The sequence below is a fragment of the Pseudomonas sp. IB20 genome, from assembly GCF_009707325.1.
Classification (GTDB): domain Bacteria; phylum Pseudomonadota; class Gammaproteobacteria; order Pseudomonadales; family Pseudomonadaceae; genus Aquipseudomonas.
Genome location: NZ_CP046103.1, coordinates 2,593,343 through 2,608,808 on the forward strand (window position 1 = coordinate 2,593,343; position 15,466 = coordinate 2,608,808).

The following is a 15,466-nucleotide window of genomic DNA, read 5'->3' on the forward strand; positions in this document are numbered from 1 at the left end:
GGGGTTCTCACTGTTTCAATGATTCAATTCAGGTGCAGCCTTATTGCTTGCTTATTGCTGGCTGGCATGATCTCTTGCCACGACGGCAGGCCGAAGCGGTCCGGCTTGCCCTTAGTGGCGGGGTCCACATCCGTGCGATTCCACCAGCCGCCACCCAATGCCTGGAACAGCGCTGTGGTGTCGCTGTAGCGGGCGGCCTGGGCTTTGACGCGCGCGAGCACGGTGTTTTGGTAGGTTTGCTGGGCCGTGAGCAAGTTGATATACGCCACCGCGCCGAGGCGGAACTGGGCTTGCACCAGGTCCAGGTTGGCTTGCGCGGAGCGTTCGGCCACGACCTGTTGATTGAGCGCATCGGCATCCGCCTCCAGCGCCCGCAACGCGTTGGCCACATCTTGGAACGCAGTAATCACCGTGCCGCGATAGCGCGCGGCGGACTCGTCGTAAGCGGCCACGGCCGCACGTTTGCGGTGTTCGAGTGCGCCGGCATCAAAGATCGGTTGGGTGATAGAACCGGCCAGGCTCCAGACGCCGCTGCCCGATGAAAACAATTTGGTCCCGCTCGCCACTGTAGAGCCCAACGCCCCGGTAATGCTGAACTGCGGCAACTGATTGGCGACGGCCACACCAATATTGGCGCTGGCCTGATGCAGTTGCGCCTGCGCTGAACGCACATCCGGGCGCTGGCCAACGATGGCCGAGGGCAGGCTGACCGGCAATTCTTCCGGCAAGTGCAAGGAAGCCAGGTTGAATCGCTCGCCTTGATCCTGGTTCGGAAAGCGCCCGAGGTACGCCATCAACTGGTTGCGGGTCTGTGCCAATTGCTTTTGCAGCGGCGGCAAGGTCGCACGGGTTTGCGCCAGAGCGGTTTGCTGCGTGAGCACGTCGCTATCGCCGATGGCGCCCAGTCGGCGCTGAGCTTGCAGCAGGTCGAGCTGACCGCCCTGCAGTTTGATGATTTCTTCAGTGGCGGCGACCTGATCACGTAACGACGCCAGGCTGACGGCGGTGTTGACCACATTGGAGGTCAAGGTGAGGTAAGTCGCCTCGAGTTGGAAGCGCTCGTACTCGGCTTGCGCCGTGGTGGATTCGATTTGCCGGCGCGTGCCGCCGAACACATCCGGGGCGTACGACACGCTCAGCGACGCAGAACTCACGGTGAGAATGGGTGATTCGGAGATGCCTGACGTGACGCCCGAGACCTTCTCACGGGCTTTCTGTACGTTGCCGTTCACCGAGGGAAACAGCGACGCCTGGTCGGCATACACCCGCTCGTTGGCCTGGCGTAATGCTGCTTGGGCGGCGCTCACATCCGGGTTCGCGCGCAGGGCCTCTTCGACCAGGGCGTTGAGTGTTGGGGAACGGAACAGCGTCCACCATTGCCCGGGAATATCCATCCCGGCGATCAGCCGCTGCGCAGCGCCACCGGGGTCGATATCCGCCTGGGCCGTGCGGGTGAGTTTTTCGCGTGAATAGTCGGCATTCGCTGGCACATCGGGCCGTGAGAAATCAGGCCCGACGGTACAGCCGGCGAGGGCGAGGCACAGCAGGCTCAGCGGAGCCAGAAGGTATGAATGTCGAGATGGGGTGCGGGCTTTTGCTGCCGCTGATGCACGCCGCCGAAGCTGATCTTTCATATTTACTCTGATTAATCAGTTGGTTAACTGCTTTTATGGTTGAGCAAAAACGTGCTGGTACATCCGGCGGAGCCACTGAAAAACAACGCGGGCTGCGTGGGTTTAAACCAGTGTAGGCGGCGCCAGGCACCGTGCAATGTGCAGGCGCATCGCGCGAGGACAGGGTTCATCGGTTCACGCTTAGGCGATGGACGCGCCTGCTGCACCGTCAAAGGGCATAGCTGCCCCATCCTGCACAACTCCTGTGCCACCTGAGTGCTTAATCCCTGTGGGCGCAATGCCTATAGTGGGTTCAAACCAGCCGAAGACTGAGGTGAACCATGAACAGCGAATTCAAGCCTGACCTGACCCCTGATGTGCCGAGCACACAAGTGGACGCCGAATACTTTGAATACAGCAAGGCCGCCAACCCGATCAGTGCCAATCTGATTACGCGTATTCCTTACCACAGCTTTCCGGCCTCGCTGTATGACAGCGGCCCGTCGCGAGTCGTGGCGCTTGACCTCAGCGATGCGCTGGGCTGCGAGGGCCCGGCGACCGGGCCAGGGCTGTGCGCCAACTTTATTCGGCTGAACGCCGGTGAGTCCCTGGAGCTGCACCCGAATGCGACTTCGCAAGTGTTTTATGTGATCGCGGGGGAGGGCAACGTTGTGCAGGGCGAGCATGAAATTGCCTGGTCTACCGGCTGCTTTATCGCGCTGCCTGGTTTGCTGCAAGCGCGCTTCAGCGCCTCGCAGGATGCGCGCCTGTACTATGTGCACGATGAGCCGTTGTTGCGCTACCTGGGCGTGACGCGCAGCACCGACCGCTTTGTGCCGACCTTGTATCCTGCCGCTCTGGCCAACTTGAAATTGCGTGAAGCGGCGGATGATCCGCGTGCTCAGGACCGCAGCCGTATCAGCATTCTGCTGGGGAATCGAAACTTTCCACAGACCCGAACCGTGACCCATGTGTTGTGGGCCATGTACGGCATTCTGCCGGCCGGCTCGATTCAGAAGCCACACCGGCACCAGTCGATTGCACTGGATTTCATTATCAACTGTCCCACGGGCTGCTACTCGCTGGTAGGCACTGAACTGGATGCCGACGGGCAGATTCGCAACCCGGTACGTGTTGATTGGTCGCCGGGGTTGGCGTTTGTGACGCCGCCGGGGTACTGGCACGCTCACTTCAATGAGTCTGATACTGAAGCATTTCTGATTCCTATCCAGGATGCTGGGTTGCAGACTTACTTGCGCGCGTTGGATATTCGCTTTGGTGGGGCGCGTCCCGCTAGACCCGCAGACGGACAGATCTACCGTTGCCAATAAGGTGTTTCGCCCAACTGCTCAACGATGAAGTCGATAAAGCACCTGACCTTAGACGACACGATTCGCTTGGGCGGATAGACAAACCACACAGAAAATTCCTGCTCAGCACCGAGGATGTTCCATTGTGGCAGCCACACCTGTAGGGCTCCCGCTTCAATACTGGTAGCCACCAACCAGTCAGGCAGTAGGGCAAAACCCAGACCTTGGCGCACCGCGATCAGTTGCGCATCGAGGTCGTTGATACGGATGCAGTCGTTATGCACCAGCGGCACTACTTCATCGGAGGAGGCAAACGCAAAATCATGCTTACTCAGTATGGCGGGCAGGCGGGCCAGCTCTGCGGGCATTGACGGGGCAGGGTGCGCAGTGCAAAAGGTCGGACTTGCCACCAACAGGTACTTGCCAGCGCAGATCTTGCGCGCTTTGAGCGTGGAATCAGCCAGCGCGCCAATCCGGATGGCCAAATCCACGCCCGAATGAATCAGGTTGACCTGCGCCTCCTCCAACATCAGCTCTACCTTGATCTGCGGGTAGCGAGTCAGAAACGCCTTCAACACGGGAAGGATATGGTGACGGGCAAACGCTGGCGGCAAGTTGAGCTTGAGCACCCCGCGCGGTTGCTGGTTCAGCGCCGACGTCGCCGCCTTCGCCTGTTCGAGCTCATCCAGCACCCTGTGCGCGTGCATCAAAAACGTCTGGCCGCCTTCGGTCAGGTGCAGCGTGCGTGTCGAGCGGTTGAACAAGGCGATGCCCAGGTCCTGTTCAAGGTCCTTCACGTAGCGGGAAACGGTTGAAGCCTTGATGCCGAGCCGCTCGGCTGCACGCGAGAAGTTGTTGCCTTCGGCGGCTTCGACAAAGGCGGTTAGCGCCGTGAAATAATCCAAAAGTGACCTGCCGGGCTTAGGTTTATGTTGTCCTCAAGTCTGAGCCTGGGAGTGTCTGCTGAGCTTCCTGACGATGCGTCCAATAAACAGATCGAGGACGCCACGGCTCAGGTGATTGCTGAGATCTACAGCGTCCTGCGAATGCGGGCGAAGGCTACGCGGAGCTAGTCGCCGTAGCCTTCGTTGTCTTCCTATACCTTAGGTGCCAACCACGAATCTTCGGCTTCGATGCCGTCGGGCTCGTACGTCCAGGTGACTTTTTCGTAGGTAAACGCCAGGTCTTCCATGTGGCCCATTTGCTTGTTGTTCGGGTCCAGGCAGTTAGGCGTCCATGACTTCATAGACACCAGCACCGCATTCTCAAGCTTTACCGTGTAGTACTTCTCTTCAGTGCCTTTAGGCGAGATGCGATAGAACTCCAGGGACACAGTTTTCATTTGCTCCCCAGACGTCAGCGCTTGGAAAAGCTTGGGCGAGCCTTTGTCGATTTCCTTGGTGAGGGTCATTGCGCCATGCACGCGCTTGCCTGTCGGGAGCCCGGTTTGAGGGTTTTTCGGTATTTCGATGGTGTGGTCTATGGCCTGCACGAGGATCTTGCCTTCGTGGCCCTGGACTTTGGTCGAACCTTCGATTTTGCCTTGGTTCTGGCCTTCCAGTGTGAGATAGCAGGGCATTGGCATAACGAGTACTCCAGTTCATTCATTGAGGTGAACATACGCGATGGGCCTCGAGCCGCTTCGCGATGGAGTCAGATTACTGAGGGCTGGCAGCCGCCACCCTCCGGTGAATACCTGAATCACTCCTGGATGCACACGCCCAGCTTGAATGCCCATTGAGTAAGGTCCGCAGCATTGTGCGCATCGAGTTTTTTCATCAAGTTCAAACGATGGGTTTCGACGGTTTTCAAGCTGATACATAGCAGCTCGGCAACATCGCGGTTGCGCGCGCCCTCAGCCACCAATTTGAGCACCTGGCGCTCGCGATCGGTCAGAGTGATGCCTGATTGTGTGCTGCTGTTGGCGCGCAGTGCAGCGACCTGGTCGGTGTTTAAATGCGCATCCAGAAACGGCTTGCCCGTGAGCAAGGTGGCAATAGCCGTGACAAGCACGTCACTGGTACTGTTTTTGAGCACGTAACCATCAGCGCCGGCATCCAGCGCGAGGGCGGCGTTTTGCTCGCTGAGACGCGAGGTGAGGGCCAGGATGCGAATACTCGGCCAGCGCTGGCGTATAAGCGGTAATGCGGAAATGCCGTCCATCACCGGCATGTTCAGGTCCAGCAGCAGCAAATCCGGTTCCAGGGCGCGACAGACATCCAATGCCTGGCGGCCATTCTCGGCTTCGCCGACGATCCTGATTCCAGGTACATCAAGCAGCAGGGCACGCAAACCCTCACGCATCAATGGGTGGTCATCTACTACCACGATCCGATAGTCAGCCATAGGTCATCCTTTGAGGGCGTTATTGCAAAACAGCCGCGCGCACGCAGTTTCAAGACTGCGCAAAGCGGCTTCGCAGTTAGCGTATTGTTGTTCTGTACTGTCCTCAAGCAGGCGGGCGAGATGCTCCAGTTCCCGTTCGCCAAATTGCCCGCAGGTGCCTCTGAGTGTGTGTGCCAGATGCGCGAGCTCAGCATGATCAGCCGCATCGCAGGCCGTGCGCATCAAACCGAGTAAACGCTGGGTGTCGACACGAAACAGTTCGCGCAGGCGCGGCGTCATGAGCGGTGAGGTGGGTGAGACGTGAGCGGTATTACTCTGCTGGGGGTTGATGTTGCCCACGGGCATGGGCGCAAGCTCCATGCCGCGCTTGATCTGCCAGGCAATGGCGCTCTCCAGCGCCCTGAACAGTTGGCCTGGCAACACGGGTTTAGCCAGGTAGGCACTGGCGCCTTGGCGCAGGAACTCTTCGCGGTCACTCGTCATGGCATTCGCTGTCAGTGCAATCACCCACGTCTCTTCGTCGAGCACGCCGTACGCACCCGAGCGTAATTTGCGGATGGTTTCCACCCCACCCATTACCGGCATCTGGCTGTCCATCAAGACCACGTCGAAGATCACTTTGCCCAGCAGTTGCAAGGCTTGCTCTCCATTGCTCGCGCACTGATAGCGATGCCCGAACCGCTCAAGATACAGGCAGGCGATTTCACGGTTGGTCGGCACATCGTCAACCACCAGAACGTTGAGTTGGTAAGCGTGGCCACACAGCGTGTCCATGTCCTCGCGTACCGGCGCTACGATAGGTTCATCAGCGGCCAGGGGCGGCAGGGGTAGCACAAGGGTAAACGTCGAGCCGTTGCCCGGTGCGCTTTTGACCCTTAACTCGCCGCCCATGAGCTGCGCCAGGCGGTGACTGATTGAAAGGCCCAACCCAGTACCGCCGTACTCACGGGTGGTCGAGGCGTCGGCTTGGCGAAAAGCATCGAAAATCTGCGCCTGCTTATCCTCGGCAATACCAATACCTGTGTCTTCGACACTAAAACCCACGTTGCCCTCCGAACCCTTCCACACCAGCAATCGCACAGAACCGCTCGGGGTGAACTTGATGGCATTGCCGAGCAGGTTGAGCAGTATCTGGCGCAAGCGCAGCGGGTCGCCCTTGACGCCAGTCGGCACATCGCCGGCGACGTGCACGCTAAGGCGCAGGCGTTTCTCTTGAGCACGCGGCGTGAGCACGTTGATCGCCTCGGCAACCTGTGCCGCCAGGTCAAAGGGCGTGTGTTCCACGGTGAGGTTGCCCGACTCTATTTTGGAGAAATCAAGAATGTCGTTGATCAGTGCCAGCAGCGCATCACCGTTATCGCGGATAGAAGCAACGAAGCGCCGCTCTGGCGCGCCCGCAGACGTGTCAGCGAGCAGATGGCTCATGCCGATGATCGCGTTGAGCGGGGTGCGAATTTCGTGACTCATGTTCGCCAGGAACTCCCCCCTGAGCAGATTCGCCCGGTCGGCGCTCTGCCACGCTTCACGCAACTCGCAAGTGCGTGCTTGTACTTGGCTTTCAAGCCCCAGGCGCTCCCGGTGAACGGTGTCGAGCAGGTCGTTATAGGCGCGGGCAAAACGCCCCAGTTCATCGTCACGTACCACCGGCAAGCGGCGTGTCAGATCATCGGAGTGGCGGGTTTCTTCAATGGCCTGGGCGAAGCCGGCCAGCGGGCGTGCCAGTTGTTGGCGCAGTACGGTCAGCAAGCCCAGCGTCAACAGCACCAGACCGATGATGGCAAACGGCGCTTCGTTCATGATCAGTTGCAAGGTGTTGGCGCGCAGACGCGCTCGTGGGTAAAGCGACACCAGGTACCAATCCAGTACGTCCAGGCGCGCGACCACCGCAGTGCCATGGCTGAGTTTGAGCTGTTGAGGAAAGGTGCCATGTATGTCCAGGCCCGGTAACGGCGTCGTCAGGTACTGGTAGTCTCTGGGTGCGCCTGCGGGCAGCGATGCGATGGGCAGCCCCGTGTGGTCGATGATGAAGCCGTTGTACCCGCGCAGTAACTGCGACATGCGCGCAAAACGGTCATTGAGTTGCAGGTCATAACCGGTAATGACTTCCACCTTACCGTTCTTGTCGCGGCCTATAGCGGCCACGGTGATCAGTTGCTGCCCGGTATGGGCATCATAGACAGGCCCATCCCAGACGATGTCGGCCTTTGCATCGGGCAGGCGTTTACTCAAGTCTCGCAGGTAGGTGGCACGGCTGGCGGTGAATCCTTTGATGGGGTAGGGGCCCGTGGAAAAGGCCGCGCCGACACCTGGAAAGTAGAAAAACGTATCAACAATCATCGACTGACCCGCAGCGCCATAGGCTTCCGCAGCCACAGCGGCACGGGGCAGTTTCGTCGACGGCTTGGCACCCGGGTCGGAAAGCCAGTAAAGCGTGCTGCGCGGTGACGGCATGTCGAGTTCTTCGCTCACCGGGCTGCGCCATAGTCGCAATAACCTGCGCGCGCCATCGGCGACCTCTTGCAAATCATCGTTGTCGACGCGAGTGATCAGCTCCACGCGTTGACTGAGCTCCTGCAGTGACTCACGCTCCAGTTGATGGTAGACACGCCACGCACTCAGCCCGGTTGCTACACACCAACTGCCCGCCAGCACCACTACCAGCGCGCAGGTGATGCGCAACGCCAGGGACCTGCGCCATAACGCTTTCATTCAGGCGGTGCCTTGAGGGTGGACGAAAATCCAGGCTCAGGGGCGTACGCCCGGCAGTAGGCAATCTGCGCCGGGGGGCGCTGCGCAGCCAACCGCCGTTCGGTAACGCTGCCCTGCGCGGCTTCGCCCATTGTCTCTGCCGCGTCCTGGGCATCCATGGTCGTCAGTTGGTCATTGATGGTCTTCAACTGTTCATCAATCGCCTTGGCCTGGCTACTCGCCGCCTGAGCTTGTTGTTCGGTACGTAACAAGCTGTCGGCGCCGGTGTAGCGGTAGGTGAGTGTCAGGTGGGTAATGTTATCGCTGGCCATCAGGTCACGCTGCTCGGGAAAGTCGTCAGGGGTGAGGGTGCGCTGACCGCTGGCAAACGTCTGCAAAAAGTCGATGAACCCCTGCGCACCGGGCCAATGTTTAATCAGTGTGTAATGTGCAAACCGTACCTGCAGGCTGACATCGCCGCAAGCCCCGGGCGCCCACGCGAAGTCGGTACTGGTAGGGAAATTAAAGTTATCCAGCACGTTTGAGTGGCTGCTGCATTGCAATGTCAGTCGGGTTTGCTGGGGTAATTGCCTGGCGCCAAGGTTGATCGACACGGGCGTCGCCTGGATGCCGACCACGGCGGCATTGGCTGGCAGGTTGAGCTGCGGCTGCAATGTCGCTTGCTGTGCCTGCAACGCCTTTTGCGCAGCTTGCAGGTTTTGTCGTTGCGCCTGGCGTTCAGCCTGCTGCGCAGCGTTTTGGCGCTTGGCCACTGCCAGGTCCGACTGGGCATGTTGCAGGCGCCCGGCGTAGGTGAGAAACCCATCGTTGAAGGGCAATTTATGCCCCAATGCAGTAACCGCTTTGAAACCCTGTGCATCCTGCTGGATAAAGGTCTTGATCGGGCCTGTGAGAAACTTGGGCACTTGACCGCGCTCGCCATACAGCGTGTCAGTCAACACCACCGGGTCGTGCACACCCGCCACGGCGCTCAATACCTGGCTGTTCCAGTCTTGCTGCAACTGGCAAGCGGCAACCTGCCCGGCATAGTCCATCGCAAAGTCCAGGCCACCGAAAGCCAGTTTCCACACGACCGGCTCGCTCGCGTCACCTTGTGTCAGTTGTCGGCGCAATCCTTCGCGCAGGTCCTGTGCTTCCCACAGGCCCGCGGATTTGATCGACGGATCATTGCCATAGCCCCAATTATCGAGGGCCACCTGGAACGCTTGTGCATCACTCTTGCGCAGGTCGGTCGCCACCGCCTGCAGCTTTTGGTTGAACTGGCTGAGCGCTTTTGCCTGGCTCATATCGGTGTTCACGGCATCCACGCCCTTTGCGACGGAACCGCTGCTGACGCTGCCCTTGAGCACGTCGCTACCCAGGTCATTCGCGGTGCGTAAGTTGCCAAGCAGGCTGGCGTGACCCGACGCAGGCGCTGTTTGCGCCAGTTCAAGCAGACGGTTCACGTGCACGCTCAACTGTGCCCAGGGCCTGCGGTTGGCCACCGGGATCAGTGCGACACGCGCGGCGGCGCGTTGCAGCAGTTGGCGGGAGGGCTCACGCGCTGTGCCAACAGTGCTGAGGATGTCGCGCGATTGAGCTTGATTGTCCCGATCAGCTGGATTCATCGAGAGGTAACCTTCGATAAAGCGATACCAGGCATCCTGCGTGTCATTTTGATACTGAACAAGAAAATGCTCACGTTGATTTTTCCATTCGGCCTGATTGCCCATCGCACAGACCCACTCATCAATGAAGCCCAGAATCGCATTGCGTCCCTCAACGGTGAACGCCCGGGGCAGGGCCGCGTCGGCAGAGGGTGGCACCTGCATGAAGTCAGAATAACGCAGGCTGGGCAATTGGGACTGCTGGTCCGCCCAGGCCTCCAGCCAAGACAACGACCGAGTGGCCAGCCCCAGGCCGTTAAGCTGGCGCAGGGCGTTGGCACGCTCTTCAACCAGGGCTTGCTCGTCGGTTTGCCACCTCAGATAAGCTTTGAAACTGTGACTCAACGAGCGCGCCTGCGTTGCACTGGGCACCTGGTCGGGTAGCAATTGGCCCAGCAGCGGCAGCAATTGTTCTCCCGGCCCCGGCAAGGCATCCAGTGAACCACCGACGAGCCGCGCATTGATCAAGTTGATTTGCCGTACCAACAGCTCCGCGTAGCTGGCGATAAGTGTGTCGTTGTGACTGGTCGCAATCGCTTGCAACTGATCAGGCAGCAGTTTCATGAACAAAGGACGCTGCACGTTATTGTCGAACGCGGTGACGTACCGCGCGCGGTCGTAGCCGATCACTTGACTGACCCGGTGGTGAAACGGCAGCCAGCGCTTCCAGCTCGGGGCCAGTTCATGCTCAAGGTTCTCGATGAACTGGTGCTGCTGCTGGAAGGTTTGCAGATCCTGGTCCAGCCCGTTGCCAAAAGCGCGGGTGCGCGGCCATTCCTGAGTCATCAGGTCCAGTTCGTGACGCACATGGCTGCTGGAGTCAATCAGCAGCGTGGCCAGGGCGCCGCAAGCGACTAACCACAGCACGATGGCTGCATGCCCTGACCAACGACGCCAGTGCCGCCAACCGTCGATGGAGCGATACGCGAAGCGTTGCACAGGCAGCACTCGGTCAAACAGCTCACGGCTGAACCAGCCGACCGGGCTGCCATTTTCATCGACACCTTGGCCGGTTAAAAACAGGCCGGACAACAACGGCGGGGCGCAGTACGGATTGCGGTCAAACGCGGGTAACAACAATTGCTCGAGGGCCGGACGCAGCGCACCAACGCGCTCAGGCACATGCAGCGCCTGGGCACTGGGTAACCCGCGCTGGCCAAGGTCGATACGCAGTTCGAAGAGACGACGATCGATTTCCCCCAGTACCTTGTCCAGAAACCCCTGGGCATCTGCATCGCCCGCGTCGGCCAGCAGACCGAGTGCCTGCTGGCGTTGATCCTGATTGAGACTGGCGGCCCATTCGTGCATGCCTTCGATGCGCTCAGCGCCTGTAAGCACCAGGTACACCGGCAGGCGTGCTCCGAACACCGTCACCAGGTCATCCACCTGCTGACGCAGGTTCTGCCCAAGCGCTTGCAGGTAAGCGTTATTCGTTTCTTGCAGACGCTCAATCGCAATCGCCAGAATCACGCCGTTCAACGGCTCGCGCCGCCGTGAACGTGCCAGGCGTACCATTAGGCGTTTCCAGGCACTGGCGCAGTCGAGCAAGGGTTTGGCGGGGTCGAGTACCACCGGAGACCACCGCATGTTCAAAGAACCACCAGTTGAGAACCTTATGCCGAGCTGAACGTAACGGCGTAGCCAAGCCGCTATGGGCCAGCAGTGTGCTTTTGTCGCTGCTGGTATCACCGAGCAGCATGAACCAGGGCAGGGCATGCAGTGCCGAGCCAAAATAGCCCGAGCGGCCCAAACGCGACTGGCGCAGCAAGCGCACACCGTCGTTCCAGCACTGATCGACATCGGGGCTGAGGGGCGCGACGCGGTCCGGCAGGTCACGCTGCAGGTGCTTGCGCAGGCGCCAACCTTGCCACTGCCGCACGGTCCACAACAGCAACCAGCCGCCAGACAACACACCAATGACCATCAACGGCAAACACCACAGTGGCCAGCCGCACAGCACCACGACTACCCAACAGGCGCACCCCAGCGTCATCAGCGCGACCATCCAGAACACCGCCACTAGCGCTTTTTTCAACATTTCAATGGGTCTCCATCAGCATCGCGGCAGCCGTTGCCAGCGGCCTGTCCAGGCCGATGTAAAGGGCTGCCAGGCCCAGTAGCGGAATCACGATCAACGCGACAAGCACCAACATGGGCACTCGCCGACGCGTCTGCGCGCGCGCGGCTGTGGCACCGAATGACGGCGGGGCAAATAACCTGCTGGACGCGTCCAGCGTGCGCATCTGGCCGTCACGGGCAATGCGTTGCAGGCATTTGCGGCGAAAGTCGGCCAGTTCATCGCCTGGGCGCGTTGCGTAGTGACCGGCGAAACCCGCGAGCAGGGCCAGGCCAAACACCTCGCGAACCGGCCCGGCATCCTCCGGTAGCGCCTGCAAGCGCTGGAAAAACTCGACCCCAGCCCGTGTGGTAGAAAAGTAGTGGCGCTGTAAGGGCGACCGACGCCAGTCGACGGCGCCGCACCACAGGGTGGTCATTGCCGTTTCATCCACCCAGGCCACGACCGAAAACAGTGATTCGCGCACCCACGTTTCGAGGTAACCGAGTTCACGGGCGCGATCGACCGCAAGGTCCAGCTGGTGGGTGAGGGTTGCTTTCGCGGTGGTCGCCGACGCAGCGGGATCGGCGATGACGCCATGAGTGGTTTCAAAGATGCCGACCCAGCAGTCGGCCAAGCGACTTTCGTTCATGCGCGTACCGCCACCAGCTCTACCAACAAGTCTGCCGGGGCATCAGGCATAAACAGCGCGGCGGCCTGCGCGCTGCAGATTTTTTCCCAGGCGTCACTCAGTGGTTCCAGTCGGTAATAGAGGGCTCCGGGCCGGCGGGGCATGCCTTGCGGCGGCACGTGCAGGAAAATCAGTTCAACCCCCGGTAATGCACGGCTGATCAGGTCAGGCATGTGCTGCGGGGCGCCCAGCTTGCCGTCCAGTTCCAGGTTCTGCGCGAGTCGCGTCGGATCACCTTCGCTGCGCACCACTAGATAGTAGCGGTGGCGCGGGCCAACAAAGGCGTCAGGCAGGGCGCTCTGGAACAACCCATCGCTGGGCAGCAACCGCACCAGCAGTTCTGCGCCGACGCTGATCTCGTTAAGCAATTGGCCTATTAACCCAGCCGCCAAGGTGATGGCCTGGCCGGACTCTTCATGGTGATAGGGCGCCAACAACGAACGGCCATCGGCGGTTTGCCCCAGCATGTCGCAGCGCTCGCTGAACACACTCAGTTCACCCACCAACTGGCGCAGCGTCCCATACACCTGCCACGGTGAAACTTGCGGTGTTTCTAGAAAATGCGTCAGCAGTGGGCCGTAACGGTTAAGGGTGACCAATGCGAGCAAATTTTGCGTGTGTGCGGCATCGAAGTCGCCATAACGCGCATCGCCTGATTGCTTGAAGACCTCCAACTGTCGGGCTCGGCTGACCAATTCGTCACGGGTATCGCGCAACGTTTGCATTAACGCTGGCGAGGCACCGATCATCACGCAAGGGGCGATGTAACGTTCGCACAAATGAATGCGGTCACCGTCGTGCTCCAACCGCGCGACAGGCAACAGCTCATAGGCGCCGAGGTTGTCCAGCTCCTCTTCCCAGAACAAGCGCAAGACGTAGCACATTTGCCGTACCAGCGCTTCGGGGGCTTCTGCGTGCCGATCATTCAGGGGTTGCGGGTCGGCCCTCACCGCGAAGCGCACGCTGGCTTTTTCGGCGTCTTGCAGGTCTTCGAATACCTGCGCGTCAGGTTCGCCCGGCTGGCTGCGCTTGAGGCCGACATACAGTGTGCGGCTGTCACGGGCAAAGTCTGCCTGCGCCAGTGGGCGGCACTCCAGCATGGCATTACCGGGGTACTCCACCAGGCTGCCGTCGGTAAACCGCACCGACAGCTGTTCAAATCGACATTGACGGGACGCCAGTGCCGCCTCACTCAAGCGCATCGATACAAGCCCCCAGGCATGCGGTTGCAGGCAGGCCAGGTGCCTGGTCATGAGGTTTTCCAGGCGTGCGTCATTGTGTTGAAAGTGCTGCGGTTGCAGGAACAGGCCTTGATGCCAGTAAAGCGGTTTGTCGATGTTCATAGGGCACCTCGACAGAGAGAGGAAACACGCGCAACAGCCATCATTGGCTCACGCCAGGCAAGCTGATTTCGCCTTCGACGGGCTGCTCGGTGGCAGGCTTCGCCAGCCGGCTTTGCTGGCTGCGCAATAGCGCGTCAGGCCCAAGCAGTAGATGGATGGCGAGGGGTTTGGGGCAGGCTGACCAGGTTTTGCTGAAGAACCCGGTGGAGGTCACGTCCACGCCAATGCGGTAGAGCTTGACGCTGCGCTGCGGGTCCAAGTGGGCGTAGCCGGCGCTGATACCGACCATTTTTGCGCCCTCCAGGCGTGGCAGGCGCACGGTACGGGTTTGGCCGGGCTCGATAAACAGGCGGGTCAGGCCAATCAGGTCCGGCGGTGCGCTGGGCATCAGCAACAGCTTGCTCAGTTGCTGACTGCTGCCGGCATAGGCACTGAAGGCGTTAGGTTGAGCGAACTGGGTCACGACCAACAGGAGCGAGTGTGGTTGGCCGTCGTATTGGTTGAGATCTTTGTCGGCGGTCAGCGTCAATTCAATGCTGTCATCGGCGTAATTCCATTTCAGCTCGCTCAGCGCCTGTTGCTGTGGTGTCAGGGCGTTACTGCTGCAGGCGCTGAGCAATAGGAATAGGACGAGCCACAGCACGCCAATCGTTTTCAGCGCAGCAGTTTTCAGCGCAACAGTGTTCATCGCAACACCAAGACCTTAGTCTGGCCGGGGGCGCTGACCATACCCACGGTATTCTGGGGCGCGCCGTTATGGCCGGTCAGGCAGGTCACCCGTACGGCAGGCTTGCCGCCGACCATCACGCAGGTGCTGGCGTTGAGGAAGGTCATTTCACCCATGATTCTGCCGCTGACCAGGCCGCCTGCGGCGCCCGCCTGATCGCCATTGCTGACTGTCACTTTGCTCATCACGTTCATCGCCGGCATGCCCATCACCAGCACTTTTGCAACCAAGCCACCGGGATCCGCCATGCTGGTGTCGGCAATGTTGGGATAAGGCATTGGCACAGGCCCGGCCGGGCTTGGTGTATTACACATGTCGGGTGCGGTGGCGGTTGCCACCGCGCCATTATTGGTCAGCATGTACATAGGGAGCTCCTAACCGAGTTTGATGCGCTGGCCATCCAGCGCGACAGTACTGTCGGCGAACAGGTCGAGGGTTTCGCCACGCAATTGCCAGTCGTTTTTCACCTGCTGGCTGACCGAGCCTGCGTACAGGTCTTCGTGCCCCTCCACGCGGCGCCGACTGTCGCCGAACTCCGCTGTGTGCACCTGCACGTATTGGTGCGCGTGCAGCGCAGTGTCATGGCGTTGCAGCCAATAGCTGTCGGCGCGTTCACCGCTGACCTGCAGCGTTTTAGTGGTCAGGCAGGCGTGGGTGCTGTGCAACAGGACGCTGGCGCTGTGCACGGCGAGTGCGGCGCCGGCGTCCAGGTTGATACCGTCCCGTGCCTGCACCTGCAACGCACCTGTTGGCAGTTGCAGGTGCAGGTCGCCGTCCACACTCAAGCGTGCGGGCGTGGTGCTGTCGCGCTCCAGCACGGTAAGGATGTAGCCGCTCGCACCCTCCACGCAGATCAGCACCGCATCGCCCAGTGCCGGGTGTAGCAGGCACCCGGCTGCGGGTTTGAGCCAGAAACGTCGCCCGTCGCTACTGACGACGCCGAAACGCTCACCCTCCAGGGCATTGATCCGGGCATGGTGCAAGGTGGCCGTGTATTGACTGTGCGGCTGGACGTGCGGTGGCAT

At 60.4% G+C, this 15,466-nt stretch carries 13 protein-coding genes; 1 reads left to right on the top strand and 12 read right to left on the bottom strand.

What is annotated here, in order from left to right; genetic code table 11:
- Positions 1-23: 23 nt before the first annotated feature.
- On the bottom strand, positions 24-1,634 hold the full coding sequence (locus GJU48_RS11905; RefSeq protein WP_371923437.1) for an efflux transporter outer membrane subunit: 1,611 nt from the start codon (positions 1,632-1,634) through the stop codon (positions 24-26).
- Between the two features lie 320 nt (positions 1,635-1,954).
- On the opposite strand from GJU48_RS11905, the gene GJU48_RS11910 reads away from it, so the two are divergent.
- Positions 1,955-2,944 (top strand): cupin domain-containing protein, encoded by a 990-nt coding sequence (locus tag GJU48_RS11910; protein ID WP_155295996.1) that lies wholly within the window; start codon positions 1,955-1,957, stop codon positions 2,942-2,944.
- On the opposite strand, the gene GJU48_RS11915 is transcribed toward GJU48_RS11910, so the two are convergent.
- The 11 genes from GJU48_RS11915 to GJU48_RS11960 form a co-directional block, all read right to left on the bottom strand.
- Positions 2,929-3,828, bottom strand: coding sequence for a LysR family transcriptional regulator (locus GJU48_RS11915; protein WP_094953654.1), 900 nt, complete (start codon positions 3,826-3,828; stop codon positions 2,929-2,931). The genes GJU48_RS11910 and GJU48_RS11915 overlap by 16 nt on opposite strands.
- Positions 3,829-4,019: 191 nt before the next feature.
- Entirely contained in the window at positions 4,020-4,508 is a 489-nt protein-coding gene (locus tag GJU48_RS11920) for an Hcp family type VI secretion system effector (protein ID WP_083358425.1), read from the bottom strand.
- 116 nt (positions 4,509-4,624) lie between these two features.
- Positions 4,625-5,269 (bottom strand): two component system response regulator, encoded by a 645-nt coding sequence (locus GJU48_RS11925; RefSeq protein ID WP_094951054.1) that lies wholly within the window; start codon positions 5,267-5,269, stop codon positions 4,625-4,627.
- 3 nt (positions 5,270-5,272) lie between these two features.
- Positions 5,273-7,978 carry an ATP-binding protein gene (locus GJU48_RS11930; RefSeq protein ID WP_094951055.1) on the bottom strand — a complete coding sequence of 902 codons (2,706 nt, stop codon included), beginning with the start codon at positions 7,976-7,978 and terminating at the stop codon, positions 5,273-5,275.
- The gene (locus GJU48_RS11935; protein ID WP_256671243.1) at positions 7,975-11,139 is read right to left on the bottom strand and encodes a type VI secretion system protein; all 3,165 of its coding nucleotides are present in this window, start codon (positions 11,137-11,139) and stop codon (positions 7,975-7,977) included. Before GJU48_RS11935 ends, GJU48_RS11930 begins: the two co-directional genes overlap by 4 nt.
- The gene (locus GJU48_RS25215) at positions 11,072-11,662 is read right to left on the bottom strand and encodes a hypothetical protein (protein ID WP_256671233.1); all 591 of its coding nucleotides are present in this window, start codon (positions 11,660-11,662) and stop codon (positions 11,072-11,074) included. Before GJU48_RS25215 ends, GJU48_RS11935 begins: the two co-directional genes overlap by 68 nt.
- A 1-nt stretch (position 11,663) precedes the next feature.
- A complete protein-coding gene (locus GJU48_RS11940; protein WP_094951057.1) occupies positions 11,664-12,332 on the bottom strand; it encodes a DotU family type IV/VI secretion system protein in 669 nt (222 codons plus the stop codon).
- Positions 12,329-13,714: a type VI secretion system baseplate subunit TssK gene (gene tssK / locus GJU48_RS11945; protein WP_094951058.1), complete on the bottom strand. Its 1,386-nt coding sequence runs from the start codon at positions 13,712-13,714 to the stop codon at positions 12,329-12,331. The genes GJU48_RS11940 and tssK overlap by 4 nt, the downstream gene beginning before the upstream one ends.
- 40 nt (positions 13,715-13,754) lie before the next feature.
- Positions 13,755-14,402: a type VI secretion system lipoprotein TssJ gene (tssJ, locus tag GJU48_RS11950; protein ID WP_094951059.1), complete on the bottom strand. Its 648-nt coding sequence runs from the start codon at positions 14,400-14,402 to the stop codon at positions 13,755-13,757.
- On the bottom strand, positions 14,399-14,806 hold the full coding sequence (locus GJU48_RS11955) for a DUF4150 domain-containing protein (protein WP_094951060.1): 408 nt from the start codon (positions 14,804-14,806) through the stop codon (positions 14,399-14,401). Before GJU48_RS11955 ends, tssJ begins: the two co-directional genes overlap by 4 nt.
- A gap of 9 nt (positions 14,807-14,815) precedes the next feature.
- Complete coding sequence (locus GJU48_RS11960; RefSeq protein WP_083358417.1) at positions 14,816-15,466, bottom strand: DUF3540 domain-containing protein; 651 nt, start codon at positions 15,464-15,466, stop codon at positions 14,816-14,818.

Coding starts and splice junctions, on each gene's coding strand:
- GJU48_RS11905 (WP_371923437.1), bottom strand. CDS start 1,634: ATGAAAGATCAGCTTCGGCGGCGTGCATCAGCGGCAGCAAAAGCCCGC.
- GJU48_RS11910 (WP_155295996.1), top strand. CDS start 1,955: ATGAACAGCGAATTCAAGCCTGACCTGACCCCTGATGTGCCGAGCACA.
- GJU48_RS11920 (WP_083358425.1), bottom strand. CDS start 4,508: ATGCCAATGCCCTGCTATCTCACACTGGAAGGCCAGAACCAAGGCAAA.
- GJU48_RS11925 (WP_094951054.1), bottom strand. CDS start 5,269: ATGGCTGACTATCGGATCGTGGTAGTAGATGACCACCCATTGATGCGT.
- GJU48_RS11930 (WP_094951055.1), bottom strand. CDS start 7,978: ATGAAAGCGTTATGGCGCAGGTCCCTGGCGTTGCGCATCACCTGCGCG.
- GJU48_RS11935 (WP_256671243.1), bottom strand. CDS start 11,139: ATGGTACGCCTGGCACGTTCACGGCGGCGCGAGCCGTTGAACGGCGTG.
- GJU48_RS25215 (WP_256671233.1), bottom strand. CDS start 11,662: ATGTTGAAAAAAGCGCTAGTGGCGGTGTTCTGGATGGTCGCGCTGATG.
- GJU48_RS11940 (WP_094951057.1), bottom strand. CDS start 12,332: ATGAACGAAAGTCGCTTGGCCGACTGCTGGGTCGGCATCTTTGAAACC.
- tssK (WP_094951058.1), bottom strand. CDS start 13,714: ATGAACATCGACAAACCGCTTTACTGGCATCAAGGCCTGTTCCTGCAA.
- tssJ (WP_094951059.1), bottom strand. CDS start 14,402: ATGAACACTGTTGCGCTGAAAACTGCTGCGCTGAAAACGATTGGCGTG.
- GJU48_RS11955 (WP_094951060.1), bottom strand. CDS start 14,806: ATGTACATGCTGACCAATAATGGCGCGGTGGCAACCGCCACCGCACCC.
- GJU48_RS11960 (WP_083358417.1), bottom strand. CDS start 15,466: ATGCCACCGCACGTCCAGCCGCACAGTCAATACACGGCCACCTTGCAC.